The sequence below is a fragment of the Bacteroides sp. RCH18 genome (assembly GCF_058231005.1).
The window spans coordinates 331823-353366 of record NZ_JBIPTC010000001.1 but is presented as its reverse complement, the minus strand read 5'-3'; the positions used below and the strand labels follow the sequence as shown (position 1 = coordinate 353366).

The window sequence follows — 21544 nt, the reverse complement described above, 5'->3', positions numbered from 1 at the left end:
GTTGAATTATGAAAAGAATAATAATAAAAACGATTGCAGCTGCAGCATTAGCTCCTATATTCTGTGGATGCACTTCCAATTTTGAGGATTACAATACAAATCCTTATCAGCCTCACGATCTGAATCCGCCGATGCTTTACACTACAATGATTACATCAGGAGTAAATGTACAGCAAAATGATAATCAGATGATTGATCAGATGGTAGGGGGACCATTCGGAGGATATCTCTCAATGTCACAGGACTGGGGTAGAGTAAATAACTTCTATACCTACAATGCTGATGATAATTGGAATCAAATTCCATTTAATACTCCATTTGAAAAGTTTTATGCGAACTATTATAGAATTCAGGAAGCCACTGGAGAAAAAGGACACTTCTGGGCAATGGCTAAATTGCTTCGCGTGAACACCATGCATCGTGTAACCGACGCATACGGTCCAATTCCTTACAGTCAAGTATCTAAAGGGGTTGCGGCTACTCCGTATGATTCTCAAGAAGACGTGTATAAACATATGTTTGAAGATCTTGATTATGCAATCAATATACTAAAAGAATATGTTACAGAAACCGGTGGTATGAAACCGCTTGAAGGATATGACCCTGTATTTAATGGTGATTATAGTAAATGGGTACGTTTTGCTAACTCCATGAAGTTAAGATTGGCATTGCGTATTAGTTCTGTTGATCCCGTTTTGGCCCAGAAAAAGGCTGAAGAGGCTGTTGCTGATAATGGAGGACTGATTGAAACTCCTTCAGATAATGCAATGTGTAGTGTCGGTGCCGAACCTAACCCATATCAACTAGTTGCTAACGATTGGGGCGAAATTCGCGTAAATGCTACGATCGCAAGCTATATGAATGGTTATAATGATCCGCGTCGTTCTGCTTATTTTACAGCATCTACCATTGGTGGAAATTATGGTACATATGTGGGTATGCGTTCAGGTATACAAGGAGCAAAACCTGCTACATATGCCAATTTCTCAAAACCTAAATATGAAAAGATAGACCCTATCACTATTTTCTATTGTTCAGAAACTGCTTTTTTGCGTGCAGAAGGGGCATTAAAAGGTTGGAATATGGGTGGCACTGTACAACACTTCTATGAAGAAGGCATCAAGTTATCTTTTAGTGAAAGAGGGATTTCTTCCAATGAAGCTGAAACCTACATAAAAGACAGTGAAAGTACTCCTGCAGCATACAATTCTCCTGTCGAACCGGGTAAGTGCAGTTATGTTCCTAAAACGACTATAACTGTTAGCTGGAATGAAGGGGCATCTGATACAGAAAAATTAGAACGTATCATCACACAAAAATGGATTGCAAATTTCCCATTAGGATTCGAAGGATGGGCCGATTACAGAAGAACAGGATATCCGGAAATTTTCCCTGCTGTAGATAATTTAAGTGATTGTGTTGATTCAAAACGTCAACAGCGTCGTTTAAGATTTCCCAAGTCAGAGAAGGATAACAACAAAGCTAATGTAGAAACTGCTATACGTTTATTAGGTGGTTCCGATAACGAAGCTACTGATTTGTGGTGGGCTAAGAAAAACTAATGTTTTAATATTAATAGTAAATGAATATGAAAGTAAGATACATTTATATAGCACTTGTAGCATTGCTTGGAGGGATATTCTGGGGATGTAGCGATTGGACGGAAGTCGAATCAAAAGACTTTTTCACTCCACCTTCAGATAGTTATTATGAAGCTTTGCGTGAGTATAAAAAAAGTGATCATGAAATCTCTTTTGGCTGGTTTGGTAACTGGACAGGAGTAGGTGCTTCATTGGTAAATTGTATGAGAGGGATTCCGGATAGTGTCGATGTTATTTCTATTTGGGGTAATTGGCGTAACTTAACTGAGGATCAAAAAAAAGATTTAAAGTACATTCAAGAAGTAAAAGGCACCAAAGCTCTAATGTGTTTTATTATAGCAAACATTGGTGACCAACTCACCCCAGAAGAAGTACGTACTAACTATGAAGCGAATGGCTTTAATTCAGAAACAGAAGCTGTAAAAGCTTATTGGGGATGGGATGATAATAATCCTGAAAGTATCAATTCTGCAATCATAAAATACGCTAACTGTATTTGTGATACGATTGATAAATACAATTATGACGGTTTTGATATTGATTATGAACCTAACTATGGTGCAGCAGGCAATATGTCTTCTTATAATGAACGTATGTTTTTATTTATTAAGACACTTCGTGAAAGATTGGGAACAAGAGAAGAAACTGGAAAACTAATAGTTGTAGACGGTGAGCCGCAGACTATCGCCTCAGAAGCAGGTAAATATCTAGATTATTTTATTGTACAAGCCTATCAATGTTATGGTGATGCCAATTTAGATTCGAGATTACGATCTACTATTAATAATTTTGAGGGACACTTATCCCCCAAGAAGTAGCGAAGAAATATGTAGTAACAGAAAATTTCGAGTCTTATGCTCAAGATGGTGGTGTTGCTTTTACTGATCGCTATGGAAACAAGATGCAATCACTTGAAGGTATGGCTCGATGGACACCAATAATAGATGGAGAAAAAGTACGTAAAGGAGGAGTCGGTACTTATCACATGGAGTATGATTATCCATTTACTCCAGAGTATAAATGGCTTCGTGCAGCTATACAAATCATGAATCCTTCTGTTAAATAACTTAATATACTGGAAAAATGAAAAGAAATAATATAAAGAACTATTTTATAGCATGTGCGGCTCTAGTTTCTTTCATGACTGGATGCGATAATGCCGACTATAAAATATTAGACAATGCAATCTATTTTTCAGAGGCGGAAAGTGGAAGCTTTGAGAAGATTACGGCCGATCCGGAGAATGTCACAACCACTTCTCTCAATATTCGTTTGGCAGAAGCATTGGTAGAAGATGTAGAAGCAACTCTGATAATTGATCCTTCTATCTTGGAAGAGTATAATGCAGCGAACTCTACATCATATGAAGTATTACCGGGGAAATATTACACTTTTAACAAAGATATAAAAATCAAAGCTGGTGATGTGAGTGCAGAAGCAACTGACTTTTCCATCAAACCTTATGCAACTCCAAATGGAGAATCATATGCTATACCAGTTGCTATTAGTGTTACCAAAGGTAATGTTTCAACAATAGGTACTTCCGGTAAATATTTAATTTTGCTGAATCAGCCTTTAATTCAAGCAGTACCAGTGATGAACTGGAAAAATCATCCGAGTACTGATAAAGAGAAAAAATGGAATGAAAGTGTTACAGAATATTCCCTTGAATTCTGGGTGCAAATGGATGGATTCCGCATTAATAATCAAGCTATTTTTAATTCTGAAGATATTTATATTCGTTTTGGAGATGCTATGATTGATTATGACTTGTTACAGATAAAAACGCTTGGATCACAAGTCAATACTGTTACTCATTTCTTACCCAATAAATGGTACCATGTGGCATTTGTTCATGACGCTTCCGGATTACTCACAATTTACATAAATGGAGTAAAAGATGTGACTTTACAGACTAAAGGTGGGCCTTTAACATTTACATTCCTTGAAATGGTATGTAGTGGTTCTACCTATTTTAGAAATAATTGTAAATTGGCACAAGTACGTTTATGGAGAAAAGCCATTACTCCTACTCAAATAATTTCCAATATGTATTATGCTGTAAGATCTACAGATCCGAATCTGATGGGATATTGGAAGCTAGATGAGGGACAGGGAAATACGTTTGAGGATTGCACTGGGCAAGGACGAGACATGGCAGTTGAAGATGAACTAAAATGGGAGAATGATGTCCGTTTCGATAAATAAGATGAAAATCATTAAAGCTAATTGATTATGAAGAATTTCTATAAAATAATACTTATAACAGCTCTATCCTTGGGGGCTGTTCCCTTCGTCACATCCTGTAGTGATGATGAAAAAGCTGATGAGTGGAATGCTACCTATGTATATCTACAAAGAGAGGACTACTTAGTCGGCAATGTAAAAACATTCAATCTAACTCATGATGCAGAAGGAGTTGGAGGAGATGAGATAAGTATGACTTTTGCAGCCAAGACTCAAAAACCTGTATCAAAAGATATTATTGTTTCGTTGGATGTTAAAAGTGATACCGAAGGGCTTGATGTAAGCAAAATATCTTTGAGTTCAACTCAGGTTACTATTAAGGCAGGACAACAAGTCTCAGAAGAGGTTATAGCAACAGTGGATCGAACAATATTTGGTACTATCGATGATAAAGTTAGTTACTCATTTAGTATCTCGATCAAAAATATAAGTACAAGTAATGGAAATACAACTATTAGTAGTAACTTAAAAACTTTACCTGCTGTTATTAATAAATCAGCTTTCTGTAACCTAAGAAGTGGTACTCCAGCAGATAGCAAGCTTTGGACTGCCAAAACCGAATGGAGCTTTACTTTCCAAGACGGAGTAGAAAATCAAAATTCAAATTCTGTTATTGGAAATGGTGGAAGCGATGTCGCAACCAATGGAGTCCCATTTTGGTTGACAGTAGACCTTAAAACAGTTAAAACGATAAAAGGGATACAGACTAGACACTGGGCTTCTACTTTTGCACCTACTCAAATTGAGGTGTTTTCTTCCGATAATGGAAGTATATGGAAGTCCATGGGTGTTCTTGATATTAAAGGCGGCACACAAAATGTCATTTTCATAGCTCCAGTCACAGCACGCTATTTAAAATACCAAATGATAAAAGTGCCTTCTCGTGTAGATATAACAGCATTTTATGTTTATATTCCGAATGAATGACAAGTTTAAAGTTTGATAAATAATATGGCACGAGAAAGCTGGCTCATTTTACTGGGTCAGCTTTCTTTTTGTAAATATCTAACCCCAAAACATGTACATAAAAAGATCTCTTAAATTTGTATTTTTGAAGACATTATAATGCTGTTCAAATCCTAATAGTAGGATGCCTATGGTATTTTGAAAGTTTCTTTTTATTTCCTTTCTCCAGTTTCTCCCAAGCAATCACGCTTGCTAACGCCCAACCCCTAAAAGTCACAATGGGTGAAGATACGCAAACCTTGGACGAAGTAGTAGTTACTGCGTTGGGTATCAAACGTGAACAAAAAGCATTGAGTTATAATGTACAGCAAGTAAAGGGAGAAGCTTTAACAGCGGTGAAAGATGCCAACTTTATCAATTCGCTGGCAGGTAAAGTAGCCGGTGTACAGATCAGCAGCGGTGCTACAGGTGCCGGTGGTGCTACACGTGTTGTAATGCGGGGTATGAAGTCATTGACCAAGAACAACAATGCTTTATATGTGATTGATGGTGTACCTATGTTTAACACCGGTTCAAGTGGTGGTGACGGTCAGTACGGATCAATGGGTGGTTCTGATGCAGTAGCAGACTTAAACCCGGACGATATAGAAAGTATAAGTATGATGACCGGACCGTCAGCTGCTGCCCTTTATGGTTCTGCCGCTGCCAATGGAGTGGTCCTGGTTAACACGAAGAAAGGGAAAAAAGAAAAGATATCACTTACAGTTTCCAATAGTACGACCTTCTCCAAGGCATATATTATGCCTGAGATGCAGAACAGATACGGAACAAGTTCAGGTTTGTTCAGTTGGGGAGATCTGACAGATAAAAGATATGATCCGAAAGACTTCTTCAATACCGGTAGTAATATCATTAACTCCATCACATTATCGACAGGAAGCGATAAAAATCAGACTTACTTCTCAGCTTCCACGACAAATTCAGATGGTATTTTGCCAAATAACAGCTACAACCGCTATAACTTTACCGCACGCAATACAACTAACTTCCTAAATGATAAGCTGACACTGGATATCGGTGCACAATACATCATACAGAATAATACCAATATGGTATCTCAGGGACAATATTACAATCCCCTACCCGCTTTGTATCTGTTTCCACGCGGAGATAATTTTGATGAAATCCGCCTGTACGAACGTTACGATACAAATTACGGATTTATGAAACAATACTGGCCTTATGGCGACGGCGGCCTGTCTTTGCAGAATCCTTACTGGACTCAAAACCGTATCAGACGCACCTCTGACAAAAAACGCTATATGCTGAATGCCTCTCTGAAATGGAAAGTTACAGACTGGTTAAATATCACCGGACGTGTCAATCTGGACAATTCGGATTATCGTAACAAAACAGAAAAATACGCTTCAACACTTGCCACTTTCTGTTCTGTCAATGGTGGTTTTGAAGATGCTATGCGTCAGGAACGTTCTTTATATACCGATTTAATGGCTACTGTTGATAAAACATTCGGAGATTTCCGTCTGAATACCAATATCGGTATGTCACTTTATCACACATCCATGCAGACAATCGGCTTTGCAGGTGACCTGATAATCCCTAACTTCTTTGCACTGAATAATATTAATTACGCTGCAAACTATAAACCGCTGCCGGACGGATACGATGACGAAGTACAAAGTATATTCGCTAATGTCGAATTAGGATGGAGAAGTCAACTTTACCTCACGTTGACCGGACGTAATGACTGGGATTCCAAACTGGCTTTCTCCAATCAGTCTTCATATTTCTACCCTTCTGTCGGCTTATCGGCTGTACTGACGGAAATGTTCGCTCTGCCTAAAATTATATCTTATGCAAAAGTACGTGGTTCTTACACAGTTGTAGCCTCTTCTTTCGACCGTTACCTGACTAACCCGGGATACGAATATAACAGCCAGACTCACAACTGGGCAAACCCGACAGTTTACCCGATGGACAATCTGAAACCGGAGAAAACCAAATCATGGGAAATCGGTCTGAACTTGAAGTTCTGGGAAAACCGCTTCAATCTGGACGCAACCTATTATCGTTCCAATACTTTAAACCAGACATTTAAGGTAGATATTCCTTCTTCCTCCGGATATAATAAGGCAATCGTTCAGACTGGTAATGTACAGAACCAGGGAATCGAGCTGGCGCTCGGCTTCACCGACGAATGGGCAGGATTCAGATGGGCATCAAATGCTACTTTCACTCTGAACCGCAACAAGGTAAAACGTCTGGCAGGCGGTAGCACCAACCCTGTAACGGGCGAACTGATTGATATGCCAAACATGCCTGTAGGATGGCTTGGTAAAGAGAATGTAGCTCCCCGAGTAATCTTGACAGAAGGAGGTACAATGACCGACATATACGTGTACAATGAATTAACCAAAGATAATAACGGAAATATAAAAGTGGATGCTCAAACCGGAGGACTTAGTATGCATACGGCAGAGACTCCTACCAAAGTCGGAAATTTGAACGCTAACTATAATTTAGGCTGGACCAACAATTTCACTTACAAAGGAATCAATCTGGGAGTCGTACTTTCCGCACGTGTAGGTGGTCTGGCATACTCAGCCACGCAAGGTGTTCTGGACTACTATGGTGTATCAAGTATCACGGCAAATGCACGTGACAATAAAGGTGTACCAATGAATAACGGAAAAGTGGATACACAGAAATACTATCAGACCATCGGTACCGGTGAAGGCGGTTACGGAAGATACTATTTATACAGTGCCACCAATGTCCGTCTTCAGGAACTCAGTCTTAGCTATACACTTCCCAAGAAATGGCTGAACAATGTAGCCAATGTAACCTTCGGGCTTGTAGGACGCAACCTGTGGATGATCTATTGCAAAGCACCGTTTGACCCTGAATTGTCTGCTTCTACATCCAGTAATTACTATATGAATGTGGACTACTTCATGCAACCGAGCATGCGCAATATAGGATTTAATGTAAAAGTACAATTCTAAATTAATGAGAAAATTATTATGAAGAAATATCTAAGAAATATAACAGTCGGTACTGCTTTGGTATTAGTTGCCGGGAGTTGTACTGGTAATTTTGAAGAATACAACACCAATCAATTCCAGATTCATGAAGCTGACCCTTCTACTTTGATGAAGTCAATGATTGAGACGATCGTAAACATTCAACAGAATGACTCGCAGATGATGGATCAGATGGTCGGTCAGTTAGGAGGCTATCTGACATGTGCGAATGTATGGAGCGGCACTAACTTCGGCACATTCAATCAAAGTGATGCCTGGAATGCAGGTCCCTGGAATACTAATTTCGAGAAAATATACGGTAATTTCTTCCAGATACAGGAAGCAACTAATGAAAGCGGGCACTATTATGCTTTTGCACGTATGATACGGGCCATAACCATGCTGCGTGTTGCCGATTGTTACGGTCCGATGCCCTACAGTCAAGTGAAAAAAGGTAACTTCTATGTAGCTTATGACACAGAAGAACAAGTCTATAAGAATATAATGGAAGATTTTGCAAGCGCTGCCAACGTACTCTATAACTATTACAAAGATACCAATGGTAACGCACCGCTCGCCAGCAACGACCCTGTATTCAGCGGCAATTATGCCAACTGGGCAAGACTCGCAAATTCCATGCGACTGAGGGTGGCTATCCGCATCAGTACAGCATATCCGGAGATGGCAAAAGAAAATGCGGAAGCTGCCGCATCTCATGAAGCCGGACTGATCGAAGCAAATAATGACAATGCCATGATGGATTGCGGCTCGCAGACAAACCCTTACCAATTGGCAGCTGTAAGCTGGGGTGATTTGCGTGTCAATGCCAATATCGTTGATTATATGAACGGATACGGTGATCCGCGTATGTCTAAATACTTCAACCATTCAACATTCACTGGTCACACTCAGGAATATGTGGGCATGCGCTCCGGAGAAGATGGTTTTGCCAAAAGTGACGTTGCAGGTTATTCCATACCGGCCATCACAGGAACTTCAAAGCTATTGGTATTCTGCGCTGCTGAAACAGCATTCCTCCGTGCGGAAGGCAAACTGAAGAACTGGTCTGTCGGCAATAAATCGGCTAAAGAGTACTATGAAGAAGGAATCAAACTCTCCATGGAACAGTACGGCACAACAATGCCTGACAATTATCTGACAAATACCGAAAAACCGACAGTATCACATAATAATGATCCCAGAGGCCATGCATATACCATCTCCAACACCGTTGCCGTTGCATGGAATGACAACAATGAAGAAGAAAATCTTCAGCGTATCATTACTCAGAAATGGATAGCCAACTATCCGTTGGGACTGGAAGCATGGGCTGAATATCGCCGTACCGGTTATCCGGAACTCTATCCTTGCATCGACAATCTGTCTCCATCAGGAGTAGACAGCAAGCGTGGTATGCGTCGTCTGAGATTCCCTTACACGGAAGTACAGAACAACCATTCCAATTATCAGCAAGGTGTTTCGTATCTGAAAAATGGTGGTCCGGATAATGAAGCCACAGATTTGTCGTGGGGAAAAACTAATTAATATAACCTCCTAACTAGAATTAATATGAAAAAGAATTATTTACTATATTTTTTATTGTTAGCGTTGAGCACCCCAATATGGGTGAGCTGTAATGACTGGACAGAATCAGAAGCAAAAGATTACTTCGAAGGTCCTTCAGAAGAATACTATGCAGCCCTGCGCGCATATAAAAAGTCTGATCATCCCAAAGCTTTCGGATGGTTCGGCAACTGGACAGGCGAAGGCGCTTCATTAGTAAACAGCATGGCAGGAATACCGGATAGCGTGGATGTCGTTTCCATCTGGGGGAATTGGTCGAATATTACAGAAGCACAAAAGAAAGATCTCAAGTTCTGTCAAGAAGTAAAAGGAACTCGCTTCACTATGTGCTTTATCATCACTTCGGTAGGTACACAGATCACTCCGCAACATATATATGACAATTGGGAATCAATGGGATTTGCAAGCCAACAGGAAGCCGTTAATGATTTCTGGGGCTGGCCTTCGGACGAATCTGATAAAGAAGCCGTCGAAGCATCTATCCGCAAATATGCAAGTGCTATCGCTGATACGATCAACAAATACGGCTATGACGGATTCGATATCGACTACGAACCGAATTATGGAAACAATGGTAACATTGTGGACGACGATGACAGAATGTTCATATTCGTAGACGAACTTGGCAAACACTTCGGTCCTAAATCGGGAACCGGCAAGTTATTGATCATTGACGGCGAACCGCAAAGTATAAAGAACAGACCCGATGTAGGCCCTTACTTTGATTACTTTATCATTCAGGCCTATAAACCCGGTAATGACAACAATCTGGATAAACGTCTGATAGACGGTGGTGTAGCAGGTCCGGGACTCGTTCAGACTTACGGTAGCGTAATGTCCGAAGAGCAAATCACAAAGATGACCATCATGACCGAAAACTTTGAGGCTGTAGATGCTGCTATGGATGGTGGATATCCTTATACCGACCGTTATGGCAACAGCATGAAATCTTTGGAAGGAATGGCACGCTGGCAACCGAAAAATGGTTTCCGTAAAGGCGGAGTAGGAAGCTATCATATGGAAGCGGAGTATCCGACAAACCCAGAATACAAGAATCTACGCAAAGCCATCCAGATTATGAATCCTTCTACCAAACCGTTAATTAAATATTAATTCACTATGAAACAGATTAAAAACATAAGAAACTTCTTGTTGATATCGCTTATCGCAGGCGGTGCATGGATCGGCTGTGACGATGCGAATTATAGTACATTGGACACACACGTCTTCTTCGAAGAAGCTTTAACTGCAACAAGCACCAAAGTGACTGTTATGGGCAGCGGTGAAACCAATGTCACACTGAACGCGCATATCAGCAATACACAACAGAAAGACAACAGCTATAGTCTGGCAATAGATCAGGCTGCTCTTGACGCATACAACAAGGCTAATGGTACAAACTATATCGCATTGCCGGAAACCCATTACACCCTTCCGGACAATATAACGATTAAGGCAGGCGCTTATAATGCAGATCCCATTTCCATACATATCAAAGCATTCTCCGAAGAAATGAATGCATCCGGTGAATCATATGCTTTACCCGTACGCCTGGTAGCAAAACAAGGTAGTATTGATGTAATGCCCGTTACCGGCAGCTTGGTGATTCTTGCCAATAGTATCATGGAATTTTCCGCCCCGCAATTTGTCGGAAGTACAGAACTCGTAGCCCAAAAATTCTCTGAAGCTCCTGAAACCTACAACGAGTTTACTGTCGAAGTTCGTTTCCAGGTAAGCAATACAGCCAATCGTAACCGTGCAGTATTCAGCACATCCGGTAGCGACGGCAAGAGCTTGTTATTGCGTTTCGAAGATCCGCAAAGCGACAATAGTGACCACAAAGCTCACTCATTAGTTCAGATTCAGACTCATGAAACCTATCTGAACCCGACCTACTCTTTCGAACCTAATAAGTGGCAACATCTTGCTGTGACATACAACGGTTCTAAATATCGTATCTATATTAACGGTAAAGACGGAGGTTCAAAAGACGTTGCCGGTGGGCCTTGCATATTTGGTAATATGAGTTGGTTCAGTGGCGGTAGCTGGTGGAGCGGATGTAAAATCTTGGTAAGTGAAGCCCGTATCTGGTCTGTATGCCGGTCGGAAATTCAGATTCAGAACAACATGACTATCACAAGTCCGAAATCTCCGGGATTAGAAGCTTATTGGAGATTCAATGAAGGTAAAGGTAATGTATTTGAAGATGCTACCGGTAAAGGGCATACTATTACCACAACAGTCACTCCTGTGTGGATAGATAAGATTCTGTCTACCGACGAAGCTACTCCATGGAAATAAAATGATGGCACAATTTTAATATAGTTACTATGAATAAAGTATTTCAACCAATAATCATTGCACTCATGAGTGCAATGATCCCTTTCTTCTCATCTTGCAGCGATGATGATTCGGTCAGCGAATGGGATATGAGCTATGTTTCTTTATTGCCGGCAGATTATTTGAGACCGACTCCTTCGTTTACACTGAAGCATGTGGAAGAAGAAGGAATTGAAGGCAATGTTGAGTTTCAGTTTATGGCTACAACACAAAAAGCTGCCGCCCAGGATATAAATGTAAACATTGACGCTACCTGTGATGGAATCTCAGCAGATAAAATCAACTTAACTTCCAAAACAGCCGTAATAAAGGCAAATGCTACAGCTTCAGAACCTATTACCTTAAGTATTACGGACTGGGATGAGTTGGAAAGTATCAAAGGAGAGGCAAACTATACTCTGAAAATAAAAATAACAGGTATAGAATCAACAGCAACAGATGTTGCTAATGCAGCATACTATCAGGAGATAGTGCTGAAAATCTCTAAAAGCGCTGAAAGGAAAAAAGAGAATGTACTGCTCACCAATGCTAAAGACTGGATCTTCACCTTTATGGAAGGAGTAGAAAATCCTGAATCAAACTCGGTCGCAGGAACAGGAAGCAGTGATGTTGCAACCAACGGAATACCTTTCTGGTTGACTGTTGACCTAAAAACAGTGAAAACTCTGACAGGCATTCAAACCAGACATTGGGGAGCCGGATATGCTCCTACGAAAGTCGAGATTTTCACATCTGAAGATGGCGAAAAATGGGTATCCATCGGTCAATGGACCACAAAGGGAGGAACTCAGACTATCACTTTTGAAGAAAGTGTCAAAACACGCTATCTGAAGTATCAGATGATCACTGTTCCCGGTCGTGTAGATATTACAAGATTCTATATATATTCTTGGGAATAAGCGTATGGAATAGGTTTTCCATCTATTAAATACCGGACAAGAGCAGACTTACAAAAAAAATGTATAAGTTTGCTCTTGTTTTTATATAGAGCTACAATCCACCTTTAGCAAACATAAATTAGATAAAATGAAAAAACATCATCTATTAGGAGCCATTCTTTTATGCAGTGGACTATTTTCCTGTTCTTCAGGAGTTATTCAGCAGGCAAACTACGAAGTTATTCCTCTGCCTCAGGAAATCAAAATTACGACCGGAAACTTTGTACTAAATGACCGTACTTCCATCGTCTATCCGAAAGATAACAAGGAAATGCAGCAAAATGCAAATCTGTTGGCGGAATACATTCATCAGATGTCCGGCAAAAAGCTGAAAGTCACTGACGAGCCAGTCACTTCAAATGCAATAATCTTAGCAACAGGTCTGAATGCAGACAATGCCGAAGCATATCAACTAAAAGTAACCCAAGACAACGTAACCATCATAGGTACTTCAGAAGCAGGAACTTTTTATGGCATACAGACTTTGCGGAAGTCACTCCCAATTACAAACAAAGGAGACATAAGCCTTCCTGCTGCCGAAATCAACGACTATCCACGTTTCTCCTATCGCGGGGTACATTTAGATGTTTCACGCCATTTCTTCCCGGCCGACTCTGTCAAACGCTTTATTGATATGATGGCTTTACACAATATCAACCGTCTTCACTGGCATCTGACCGATGACCAGGGATGGAGAATTGAAATCAAAAAACGTCCGGAGTTGACCACTATCGGTTCCAAACGCTCGGAGACAGTCATCGGACATAATTCCGGAGAATATGACGGCATTCCCTATAGCGGTTTTTACACACAGGATGAAGCTAAGGAAATTGTAAAATATGCACAGGAACGCCATATCACAGTAATACCGGAAATTGACCTTCCGGGACATATGCAGGCTGCGCTTGCTGCTTACCCCGAACTGGGTTGCACGGGCGGCCCCTATGAAGTATGGAAAATGTGGGGAGTATCAGAGGATGTGCTCTGTGCAGGAAATGACAAGACACTGACATTTATAGAAGATGTCCTGAATGAAATTGTAGATATTTTCCCATCCGAATATATTCATGTCGGTGGTGATGAATGCCCGAAGGTACGTTGGGAGAAATGCCCGAAATGTCAGGCACGTATCAAGGAACTGGGGCTAAAAGCCGATAAAGGTCACACAGCCGAACAAAGACTTCAGAGTTATATCATAAATTATGCGGAACAGTTTCTTAACGGCAAAGGACGTCAGATCATTGGCTGGGAAGAAATACTGGAAGGAGGACTGGCACCCAATGCCACTGTCATGTCATGGAGAGGCATAGAAGGAGGAATTGAAGCAGTGAAGCATAAACACGACGCAATCATGACACCCAGTTCATTCCTGTACTTCGATTACTATCAGACCATGGATACAGACAATGAACCGCCTGCTATCGGAGGGTATGTACCTTTAGAAAAGGTATATAGCTACGAACCGGTTCCTCAGATACTCACTCCCGAAGAAGCTAAGCATATCGTAGGCGTACAAGCCAACTTATGGACGGAATATATCCCTACTTATAGTCAGGTAGAATATATGGAACTACCCCGTATGGCCGCATTATCAGAAATACAGTGGACTATGCCGGAGAAAAAGGAATATGCGGATTTCCTGAAACGATTACCCGGACTGATCGCTGTCTATGACATCAATCAATATAACTATGCCAAACATATCTTCCAGGTAAAGTCCCAATATATCCCTGATACCGAAGCCAACGTATTGAATGTTGTCTTATCTACTATTGATAATACTCCGGTCTACTATACACTTGATGGCAGTGAACCTACAGCCAGTTCCAATATATACACGGACACACTGAAAATCGGCCAAAGCTGCACACTGAAAGCAATCACTATCCGTCCCAACGGCAGTAGTGCAGAGTTGAAAGAGGATATCAAATTCAACAAAGCCACCATGAAGCCGATCACCATGCAGCAGCCCATTAATGAAAAGTATAAATTCGAAGGAAAGAATACACTCATTGACGGACTAGCAGGAAGCAGAAATTACCGTACCGGACGATGGATTGCCTTCTATCAGAACGATCTTGAAGCAGTGATTGACCTGCAACAGGAGACTCCGATAAGCAAAGCATGGGTACGCACCTACGTAGAAATAGGAGAAGAAATTCTTGATTTACGCAAACTTTCCGTAGCCGTATCAAACGATGGGAAAGAGTACAAAGAAGTAAAATCCGAAGTTTACCCCGCCGTCAGTAAGGAAGATAAGAATGGCATCTATACCCATGAACTTTCTTTCGATACAGTGCAGGCACGTTATGTGAAAATAACAGCCCGTCCGGAATATAACATACCGGCATGGCATTGGGGTAAAGGAAGACCGGCATTTATATTCGTAGATGAAATAGGACTGGAATAAAACTTAAAAAGGTATGCCGCCCAGCGACATACCTTTTTTAAACATTCTCTTTATCCTCTTTATTTTTTAGACAATCGAATAATCCGTCCTTCCTTCTTATAGCTGAAGTGATTTGTATGCATCAATACATTCAATATTTCGTCCGGAAGATTATCAGTAGAGAATTCACCGGTAAACCGTTCGGTCTTCAGACTTTCGTCATCATACACAAACTTCAAGTCATATAGTTTCTCCATAATATTTGTAATCTCCAGCAATGAATGTTGCTTGAATTTCAGTTTTCCGTTAATCCACAGAAGAACTTCGGTCGGCTCGGCATATTCTATTAATTCAGCCTGATAGGTCGTTGTATTAATGTTCAACGTTTGTCCCGGTTTCAGCAGATAGCCATTATTGACGGTTCGTGGAGATTCCATTCGTACAGAACCTTGTAACAGAGTGGTTACTACCCTGCCCTCTTCTTCACGTGCCCGTACATTAAACTTTGTACCCAATACACAAGTCTTAATATGCTTCGTATTTACGATAAATGGAGCATGCTTGTCACGAGCCACTTCAAAGTAAGCCTCGCCCGACAAATCAATCTGACGATCCGTACTCCAGAAAGAGTTACGGTAAATGAGCTTCGTAGATGCATTCAGCCAAACCTTACTACCGTCCGGAAGTACTGTTTGCGCTCTCTGTCCGCCGGTAGTCATCACTGTATAATCAGAAAGTTTATTGGAAAGCAGTCCCCACGCAATTCCGCCTGCGAAAACAAGACCTGCGAGAAAAGCGGCTGCCGCGGACGCATAACGTCCCCATCGAACCGATATACTTCTTCGCTTGGCTTTTTTCTCCTTTTCACGTACGAGCGACTTAAACTTCGTCAGTGACGCTTCTGTGTCTACAGCATCCATCACTGCCATACGGTCGCCTACAAAAAGGGTATAATATAGCTGCTCTAGTATTTGTCGGTTTTCTGGCGCTTCTTCACACCATAGTTCTACCTGCTGACATTCTTCGTCATTGCATCCTCCCCTCAGGTAGTTCATCAAGATAGATTCATCCATGTTCAATCATCCTTTTACTATAAAAAAAATATAATACCTCTGTTATTAATACAGTTGGCAGCGCAAATATACTAAACTAAAAAAGAAAAAAATATTTTCTTCCGTTTTATTTCGTTTCTTTCATTGCTTTCATTATTTTTGCTCTGCATAAAAAATAATGAAGAATGCAACAACCTCCTATATACCTAGATATTAACAATAATAAATCTATCATCACTGCCTTGAAAGCAGGCGAAGAATATGTATTCGACGCTGTCTACAGGCATTATTTCCGTAGATTGTGCGCCTTTTGTTCGCAATATGTCAGCGAGCAGGAGGAGATTGAGGAGATTGTACAGGACACGATGATGTGGTTATGGGAAAATCGCTGTAGCCTTATGGAAGAGCTTACATTGAAAACACTTCTCTTTACGATTGTCAAAAACAAAGCCCTGAACCGTATTTCCCATTTCGAGATCAGACGAAAAGTACATCAGGAGATTACAGAAAAATTCGAGAAAGAATTCGACAATCCTGACTTTTATCTGGAAAATGAGTTGTTCCGCCTCTATGAGAATGCTCTGAAGCAGCTTCCCAAAGATTATCGGGAAGCATATGAGATGAATCGTAATCACCGGATGACTCATAAAGAAATTGCAGAAAAGCTGAACGTCTCTCCCCAAACCGTTAACTATCGTATCGGACAGGCTTTAAAGCTATTACGCATTGCCCTAAAAGACTATTTGCCTTTATTTATTCTTTATTTCGGGCTTGACATATTCAAACAATCATGAAACAATTCATATCAAAAGCATGAGTGAACTCCTAGTCTATAAAGCCTCGGCAGGTTCAGGCAAAACCTTTACCCTTGCAGTGGAATACATAAAGTTGCTGATACTGAATCCACGTGCCTATCGGCAGATTCTCGCCGTTACCTTTACCAATAAGGCAACAGCGGAAATGAAGGAACGTATCCTCAGTCAGCTATATGGCATTCAGATCGGCGACAAAGATTCCGAGGCCTACCTGAACCGCATCAAAGAAGAAACAAAGAGAACAGAACAAGAAATACGGGAAGCCGCAGGAATCGCCCTCGGATATATGCTGCACGACTATAGTCGCTTCCGTGTAGAGACCATCGATTCTTTTTTCCAGTCCGTCATGCGCAATCTGGCACGTGAACTGGAACTCAGTCCGAATCTGAATATCGAACTGAACAATGCGGAAGTACTCAGTGATGCGGTGGACAGCATGATTGAGAAGCTGGGTCCCACCTCTCCTGTCCTCGCATGGCTGTTAGATTACATCAACGAACGAATAGCCGATGACAAACGCTGGAATGTATCGGATGAAGTCAAAAATTTCGGGCGCAACATCTTCGACGAAGGATATATAGAAAAAGGCGAAGGTCTCCGCCAACGCCTCCGCAATCCGGATACCATCAAAGAATACCGCAAGCAGCTGAAAGCGCTGGAAACAGAAATCCTGGAGCAGATGAAAGGATTCTATGATCAGTTTGAAGGAGAACTGGAAGGACACGCCCTTACCGCAGATGAACTAAAAAACGGTTCACGGGGAATCGGCAGCTATTTCCGTAAGCTGAATAATGGCATTCTAAGTAATGACATCCGCAATGCCACTGTAGAGAAATGCCTAGAAGATGCCAAACACTGGGCTACCAAAACATCTCCACGGTTTGCCGATATTATTGCCCTTGCGAAATCCAGCCTGATGCAGATACTGGAGGATGCGGAGAAGCTGCGTTCTAAAAACAATCTCCTGCTAAATAGTTGCCGGCTTTCCCTGCAGCATCTCAACAAGGTACAGCTTCTCGCCAATATCGACGAAGAAGTACGACAGCTGAACCATGACAATAATCGGTTCCTTTTATCAGATACCAATGCCCTGCTCCATCAACTGGTTAAGGACGGAGATTCCTCTTTCGTGTTCGAAAAGATAGGGACCAACATCCGCAATGTCATGATCGATGAGTTTCAAGACACCAGCCGGATGCAATGGGGAAATTTCAAACTACTCCTGCTCGAAGGGCTTTCACAAGGAGCAGACAGCCTGATAGTAGGAGACGTCAAACAGTCCATCTACCGCTGGCGAAACGGTGACTGGGGAATCCTTAACGGTCTGAACGACCGCATCGAGCATTTCCCCATCAAGGTAAAGACCTTAGCCACCAACCGGAGAAGTGAGACCAATGTTATCCGGTTCAACAATCAGATATTCACTGCTGCTGTAAATTACTTGAACGAAGTCTACAAAAAACAGTTGGGCAAAGATTGCGATGATCTTCAGAAAGCCTATGCCGATGTGGTACAGGAATCTCCGAGAAGTGTACAGAAAGGATATGTCAAAGCCACTTTTCTGGAACCGGACGAAGCGCACGACTATACTGAACAGACACTGATAAGTCTCAGTGAAGAAGTAGAGCATCTGCTTTCTTCCGGTGTACGGCTGAATGACATAGCTATCCTTGTACGCAAGAACAAAAGCATTCCCCGCATCGCGGACTACTTCGACAAAGAGTTACATTATAAAATTGTATCAGACGAGGCCTTCCGCCTCGATGCCTCTCTTGCCATCTGCATGATGATAGACGCACTGCGATTTCTATCTGACGAGAACAATAAGATTGCACGGGCCCAACTGGCAATAGCCTATCAGAACGAAGTTCTGCAAAAGAATCTGGACTGGAACACCCTTCTGCTCCTTCCGATAGAAAACTATCTGCCGCCCGCATTTCTTGAAAAGCAGAAAGAACTCCGTCTCATGCCTCTCTACGAATTGCTGGAAGAGCTATTCAGCATCTTCGAAATGAGTCACATTGAAGAACAGGATGCCTATCTGTTTGCCTTCTTCGATGCCGTAACGGATTATTTGCAAAGTAACTCCTCGGAGCTCGACAGTTTTATCCGCTACTGGGATGAGACGTTGTGCAGCAAAACCATTCCCAGCGGTGAAGTGGAAGGTATCCGAATCTTCTCTATCCACAAATCCAAAGGATTGGAATTTCATACAGTACTCCTTCCCTTCTGCGACTGGAAACTGGAGAATGAAACGAATAACCAACTGGTATGGTGTGCCCCTCAGGAAGCTCCGTTCAACGCCATGGATATCCTCCCCATCAATTACTCGACACAAATGGCCGAATCCATCTATGGGAACGATTATCTGCTGGAACGTCTTCAACTGTGGGTGGATAATCTCAATCTGCTTTATGTAGCCTTCACCCGTGCCGGAAAGAATCTTATCATCTGGAGCAAGAAAGGACAAAAAGGAACCATGTCCGAACTGTTGGCCAATACACTGCCTGTAGTTGCCCTCAAAGAAGGCATCGACTGGGAGGAGGACTGCTATGAGCAAGGAGAACTCTGTCCTTCGGAAGAAGAAAAAGCAAAAACTTCGACCAATAAACTGACTCAGAAGCCAGATAAGTTGCCTGTCCGCATGGAATCCATGCGTCATGAGATTGAATTCCGTCAATCCAACCGCTCCGCCGATTTCATTCAGGGGATCGAGGAAGAAGAATCGGATGACCGTTTCATTCATCGCGGACGTATGTTGCACACGCTATTTTCTGCCATAGAAACAGCAGAAGATATTGATCCGGCTATTGAGCGCCTCATTTTCGAAGGGGTCATCGCTAGCAGCGAAAAGGCTGAAGAAATACGGGAAGTAGCCCGAAAAGCATTCTCTTCCCCGGAGATTCAGGACTGGTATTCGGGGGAATGGACCCTGTTCAACGAATGTGCCATCATCTACAAAGAAAAAGGGGTGTTGCAAACCCGGCGTCCCGACCGTGTAATGATGAAAGACGGTCAAGTAGTTGTAGTTGACTTCAAATTCGGAAAAGAGAACCTCCAATATAACAAACAGGTAAAAGGATATATGCAACTGCTTACTAAGATGGGATATAAAAATATCACCGGCTACCTGTGGTACGTAGATGAAGAGCTAATTGTAAAAGTGAAATAATGAAAGCCGCACCGCTCATAGGAATTAGCCGCCATCGGCTCAGTACTGATGGAGAGGGAGTCACTACTCTGGTGGCTTTCCATGGTTGCCCGCTACGCTGCAAATATTGCCTCAATCCGCAATCTCTTCACTCGGAAGGTATATGGAAGAACTATAACTGCGAGCAGCTTTATGAGGAAGTCCGACAGGATGAATTATACTTTCTCGCCACTCACGGAGGCATTACATTCGGAGGCGGAGAACCTTGTTTACAGAGCGATTTCATTGATGAATTCCGTCAACTCTGTGGACAGGAATGGCAGCTTTCCGTAGAAACGTCACTCAATGTAGCACAAGAGAATATAGAGAAATTAGTACTTGTTGTTGATTCTTATATCATCGATATCAAAGACATTAATAATGCCATATACCAGAAGTACACCGGAAAAGATAATGAAAAAGTCCTGCATAATCTTCAATATTTGATTGAGCACGGAAAAAACGAACAAATCATTGTTCGTACCCCCGTCATTCCCGCATACAATACAGAGAACGACGTCGATTATAGCATCCGTTTACTGAAAGAAATGGGAATCACCCAATTCGATCGGTTTACTTATAAAACACCTAACAATTATCAGCCATGAAACGAGGAAAACAAACCTGCAAGATATTGAAGGATATCCGCAGACAAATAGCAGAAGCTAATGATATTGAATTCATTACTTCCGAGTGTCAATATCAAGGTGATTGTCTGGGCACTTGTCCCAAGTGCGAAGCTGAAGTACGTTATCTGGAACAGCAACTGGAACGTAAACGGATGGCTGGAAAGGCCATAACTATATTAGGATTATCTGCCGGACTGGTAGCAATGGCACCAATGACTTCATGTAGTAGTTCTCCTAATAAAGGGACTAGTCAGGAAACTATCAGTGACTCTACCAATGCAAGTGTAATGTTTGGAGAAGTATGCCCGACTCCTGTAGAGGATACTATACCTATGGTAGAGAAAGATACAGTAAACAAACAAGAATTACCTGAACTACCCCAAAACATGGGATTAATTGAGATTACCCCTATATCAGGTGAAATAATAACAGTAAAAGACTCGCTTACTGAAAAAGACTCGCTTACCGACGTATTAGAAGTAGCTGCTGTCATGCCCGAATTTCCGGGAGGAGCACAAGAACTAATGAAATTCATTAGTGCAAACATAGAATATCCCGAAATAGCCCAAGGAGACATGGGACAAGGTCGCGTCATCGTTCGATTTATCGTTGATAAAGAAGGGAATATTATTCAACCTAAAGTGGTACGTAGTGTAGATCCATATTTAGATAAAGAAGCATTACGTATTGTCGGTCTTATGCCTAAATGGAAACCAGGAGAACTGGATGACGGAACGAAAGTTGCCGTCCACTTCACGATCCCTGTAATGTTCAGGCAACAATAAACAAATATATAAGATAGAAAATAT

General features: G+C 41.6%; 14 protein-coding genes and 1 pseudogene. 14 read left to right on the top strand and 1 reads right to left on the bottom strand.

Going from position 1 to position 21544, the window contains the following annotated elements; genetic code table 11:
• The first annotated feature begins 8 nt into the window (after positions 1–8).
• The 10 genes and pseudogenes from ACHLI0_RS01385 to ACHLI0_RS01340 all read left to right on the top strand — a co-directional run bounded on the left by ACHLI0_RS01385 (position 9) and on the right by ACHLI0_RS01340 (position 15070).
• Positions 9–1562, top strand: a complete 1554-nt coding sequence (locus ACHLI0_RS01385; protein ID WP_490748286.1) for a SusD/RagB family nutrient-binding outer membrane lipoprotein — start codon at positions 9–11, stop codon at positions 1560–1562.
• 26 nt (positions 1563–1588) lie between these two features.
• A pseudogene (locus tag ACHLI0_RS01380) lies at positions 1589–2667 on the top strand (glycoside hydrolase family 18).
• 17 nt (positions 2668–2684) lie between these two features.
• Positions 2685–3809 (top strand): DUF1735 and LamG domain-containing protein, encoded by a 1125-nt coding sequence (locus ACHLI0_RS01375; protein WP_490748285.1) that lies wholly within the window; start codon positions 2685–2687, stop codon positions 3807–3809.
• A 27-nt stretch (positions 3810–3836) separates the two neighbouring features.
• Complete coding sequence (locus ACHLI0_RS01370; RefSeq protein WP_490748284.1) at positions 3837–4775, top strand: DUF4999 domain-containing protein; 939 nt, start codon at positions 3837–3839, stop codon at positions 4773–4775.
• A gap of 221 nt (positions 4776–4996) precedes the next feature.
• A complete protein-coding gene (locus tag ACHLI0_RS01365) occupies positions 4997–7780 on the top strand; it encodes a SusC/RagA family TonB-linked outer membrane protein (protein ID WP_081029618.1) in 2784 nt (927 codons plus the stop codon).
• Between the two features lie 18 nt (positions 7781–7798).
• On the top strand, positions 7799–9343 hold the full coding sequence (locus ACHLI0_RS01360; RefSeq protein WP_011107596.1) for a SusD/RagB family nutrient-binding outer membrane lipoprotein: 1545 nt from the start codon (positions 7799–7801) through the stop codon (positions 9341–9343).
• Positions 9344–9367: 24 nt separating this feature from the next.
• The gene (locus ACHLI0_RS01355) at positions 9368–10495 is read left to right on the top strand and encodes a glycoside hydrolase family 18 (protein ID WP_055217703.1); all 1128 of its coding nucleotides are present in this window, start codon (positions 9368–9370) and stop codon (positions 10493–10495) included.
• A 6-nt stretch (positions 10496–10501) separates the two neighbouring features.
• Positions 10502–11683, top strand: coding sequence for a DUF1735 and LamG domain-containing protein (locus ACHLI0_RS01350; RefSeq protein ID WP_258972751.1), 1182 nt, complete (start codon positions 10502–10504; stop codon positions 11681–11683).
• Positions 11684–11712: 29 nt separating this feature from the next.
• Positions 11713–12621, top strand: coding sequence for a DUF4999 domain-containing protein (locus tag ACHLI0_RS01345; protein ID WP_055217699.1), 909 nt, complete (start codon positions 11713–11715; stop codon positions 12619–12621).
• A gap of 127 nt (positions 12622–12748) precedes the next feature.
• Positions 12749–15070 (top strand): glycoside hydrolase family 20 protein, encoded by a 2322-nt coding sequence (locus ACHLI0_RS01340; RefSeq protein ID WP_490748283.1) that lies wholly within the window; start codon positions 12749–12751, stop codon positions 15068–15070.
• A 59-nt stretch (positions 15071–15129) separates the two neighbouring features.
• Here ACHLI0_RS01340 and ACHLI0_RS01335 read toward each other — a convergent pair whose 3' ends face one another.
• Positions 15130–16122, bottom strand: coding sequence for a FecR family protein (locus ACHLI0_RS01335; protein ID WP_234117706.1), 993 nt, complete (start codon positions 16120–16122; stop codon positions 15130–15132).
• Between the two features lie 164 nt (positions 16123–16286).
• On the opposite strand from ACHLI0_RS01335, the gene ACHLI0_RS01330 reads away from it, so the two are divergent.
• Genes ACHLI0_RS01330 through ACHLI0_RS01315 form a run of 4 tightly spaced genes read left to right on the top strand, consistent with a single transcriptional unit; the run spans position 16287 to position 21520 of the window.
• Complete coding sequence (locus ACHLI0_RS01330; RefSeq protein WP_016267702.1) at positions 16287–16895, top strand: RNA polymerase sigma-70 factor; 609 nt, start codon at positions 16287–16289, stop codon at positions 16893–16895.
• Positions 16896–16914: 19 nt separating this feature from the next.
• A complete protein-coding gene (locus ACHLI0_RS01325) occupies positions 16915–20088 on the top strand; it encodes a UvrD-helicase domain-containing protein (RefSeq protein WP_490748282.1) in 3174 nt (1057 codons plus the stop codon).
• Positions 20088–20714 (top strand): radical SAM protein, encoded by a 627-nt coding sequence (locus ACHLI0_RS01320; protein ID WP_490748281.1) that lies wholly within the window; start codon positions 20088–20090, stop codon positions 20712–20714. The genes ACHLI0_RS01325 and ACHLI0_RS01320 overlap by 1 nt, the downstream gene beginning before the upstream one ends.
• Positions 20711–21520 carry an energy transducer TonB gene (locus tag ACHLI0_RS01315; RefSeq protein ID WP_490748280.1) on the top strand — a complete coding sequence of 270 codons (810 nt, stop codon included), beginning with the start codon at positions 20711–20713 and terminating at the stop codon, positions 21518–21520. The genes ACHLI0_RS01320 and ACHLI0_RS01315 overlap by 4 nt, the downstream gene beginning before the upstream one ends.
• Positions 21521–21544: the final 24 nt, after the last annotated feature.

Excerpts from the sequence above, each read along its gene's own strand:
- ACHLI0_RS01385 (WP_490748286.1), top strand. The coding sequence starts at position 9 with ATGAAAAGAATAATAATAAAAACGATTGCAGCTGCAGCATTAGCTCCT.
- ACHLI0_RS01375 (WP_490748285.1), top strand. The coding sequence starts at position 2,685 with ATGAAAAGAAATAATATAAAGAACTATTTTATAGCATGTGCGGCTCTA.
- ACHLI0_RS01370 (WP_490748284.1), top strand. The coding sequence starts at position 3,837 with ATGAAGAATTTCTATAAAATAATACTTATAACAGCTCTATCCTTGGGG.
- ACHLI0_RS01360 (WP_011107596.1), top strand. The coding sequence starts at position 7,799 with ATGAAGAAATATCTAAGAAATATAACAGTCGGTACTGCTTTGGTATTA.
- ACHLI0_RS01355 (WP_055217703.1), top strand. The coding sequence starts at position 9,368 with ATGAAAAAGAATTATTTACTATATTTTTTATTGTTAGCGTTGAGCACC.
- ACHLI0_RS01350 (WP_258972751.1), top strand. The coding sequence starts at position 10,502 with ATGAAACAGATTAAAAACATAAGAAACTTCTTGTTGATATCGCTTATC.
- ACHLI0_RS01345 (WP_055217699.1), top strand. The coding sequence starts at position 11,713 with ATGAATAAAGTATTTCAACCAATAATCATTGCACTCATGAGTGCAATG.
- ACHLI0_RS01340 (WP_490748283.1), top strand. The coding sequence starts at position 12,749 with ATGAAAAAACATCATCTATTAGGAGCCATTCTTTTATGCAGTGGACTA.
- ACHLI0_RS01335 (WP_234117706.1), bottom strand. The coding sequence starts at position 16,122 with ATGGATGAATCTATCTTGATGAACTACCTGAGGGGAGGATGCAATGAC.
- ACHLI0_RS01330 (WP_016267702.1), top strand. The coding sequence starts at position 16,287 with ATGCAACAACCTCCTATATACCTAGATATTAACAATAATAAATCTATC.
- ACHLI0_RS01325 (WP_490748282.1), top strand. The coding sequence starts at position 16,915 with ATGAGTGAACTCCTAGTCTATAAAGCCTCGGCAGGTTCAGGCAAAACC.
- ACHLI0_RS01320 (WP_490748281.1), top strand. The coding sequence starts at position 20,088 with ATGAAAGCCGCACCGCTCATAGGAATTAGCCGCCATCGGCTCAGTACT.
- ACHLI0_RS01315 (WP_490748280.1), top strand. The coding sequence starts at position 20,711 with ATGAAACGAGGAAAACAAACCTGCAAGATATTGAAGGATATCCGCAGA.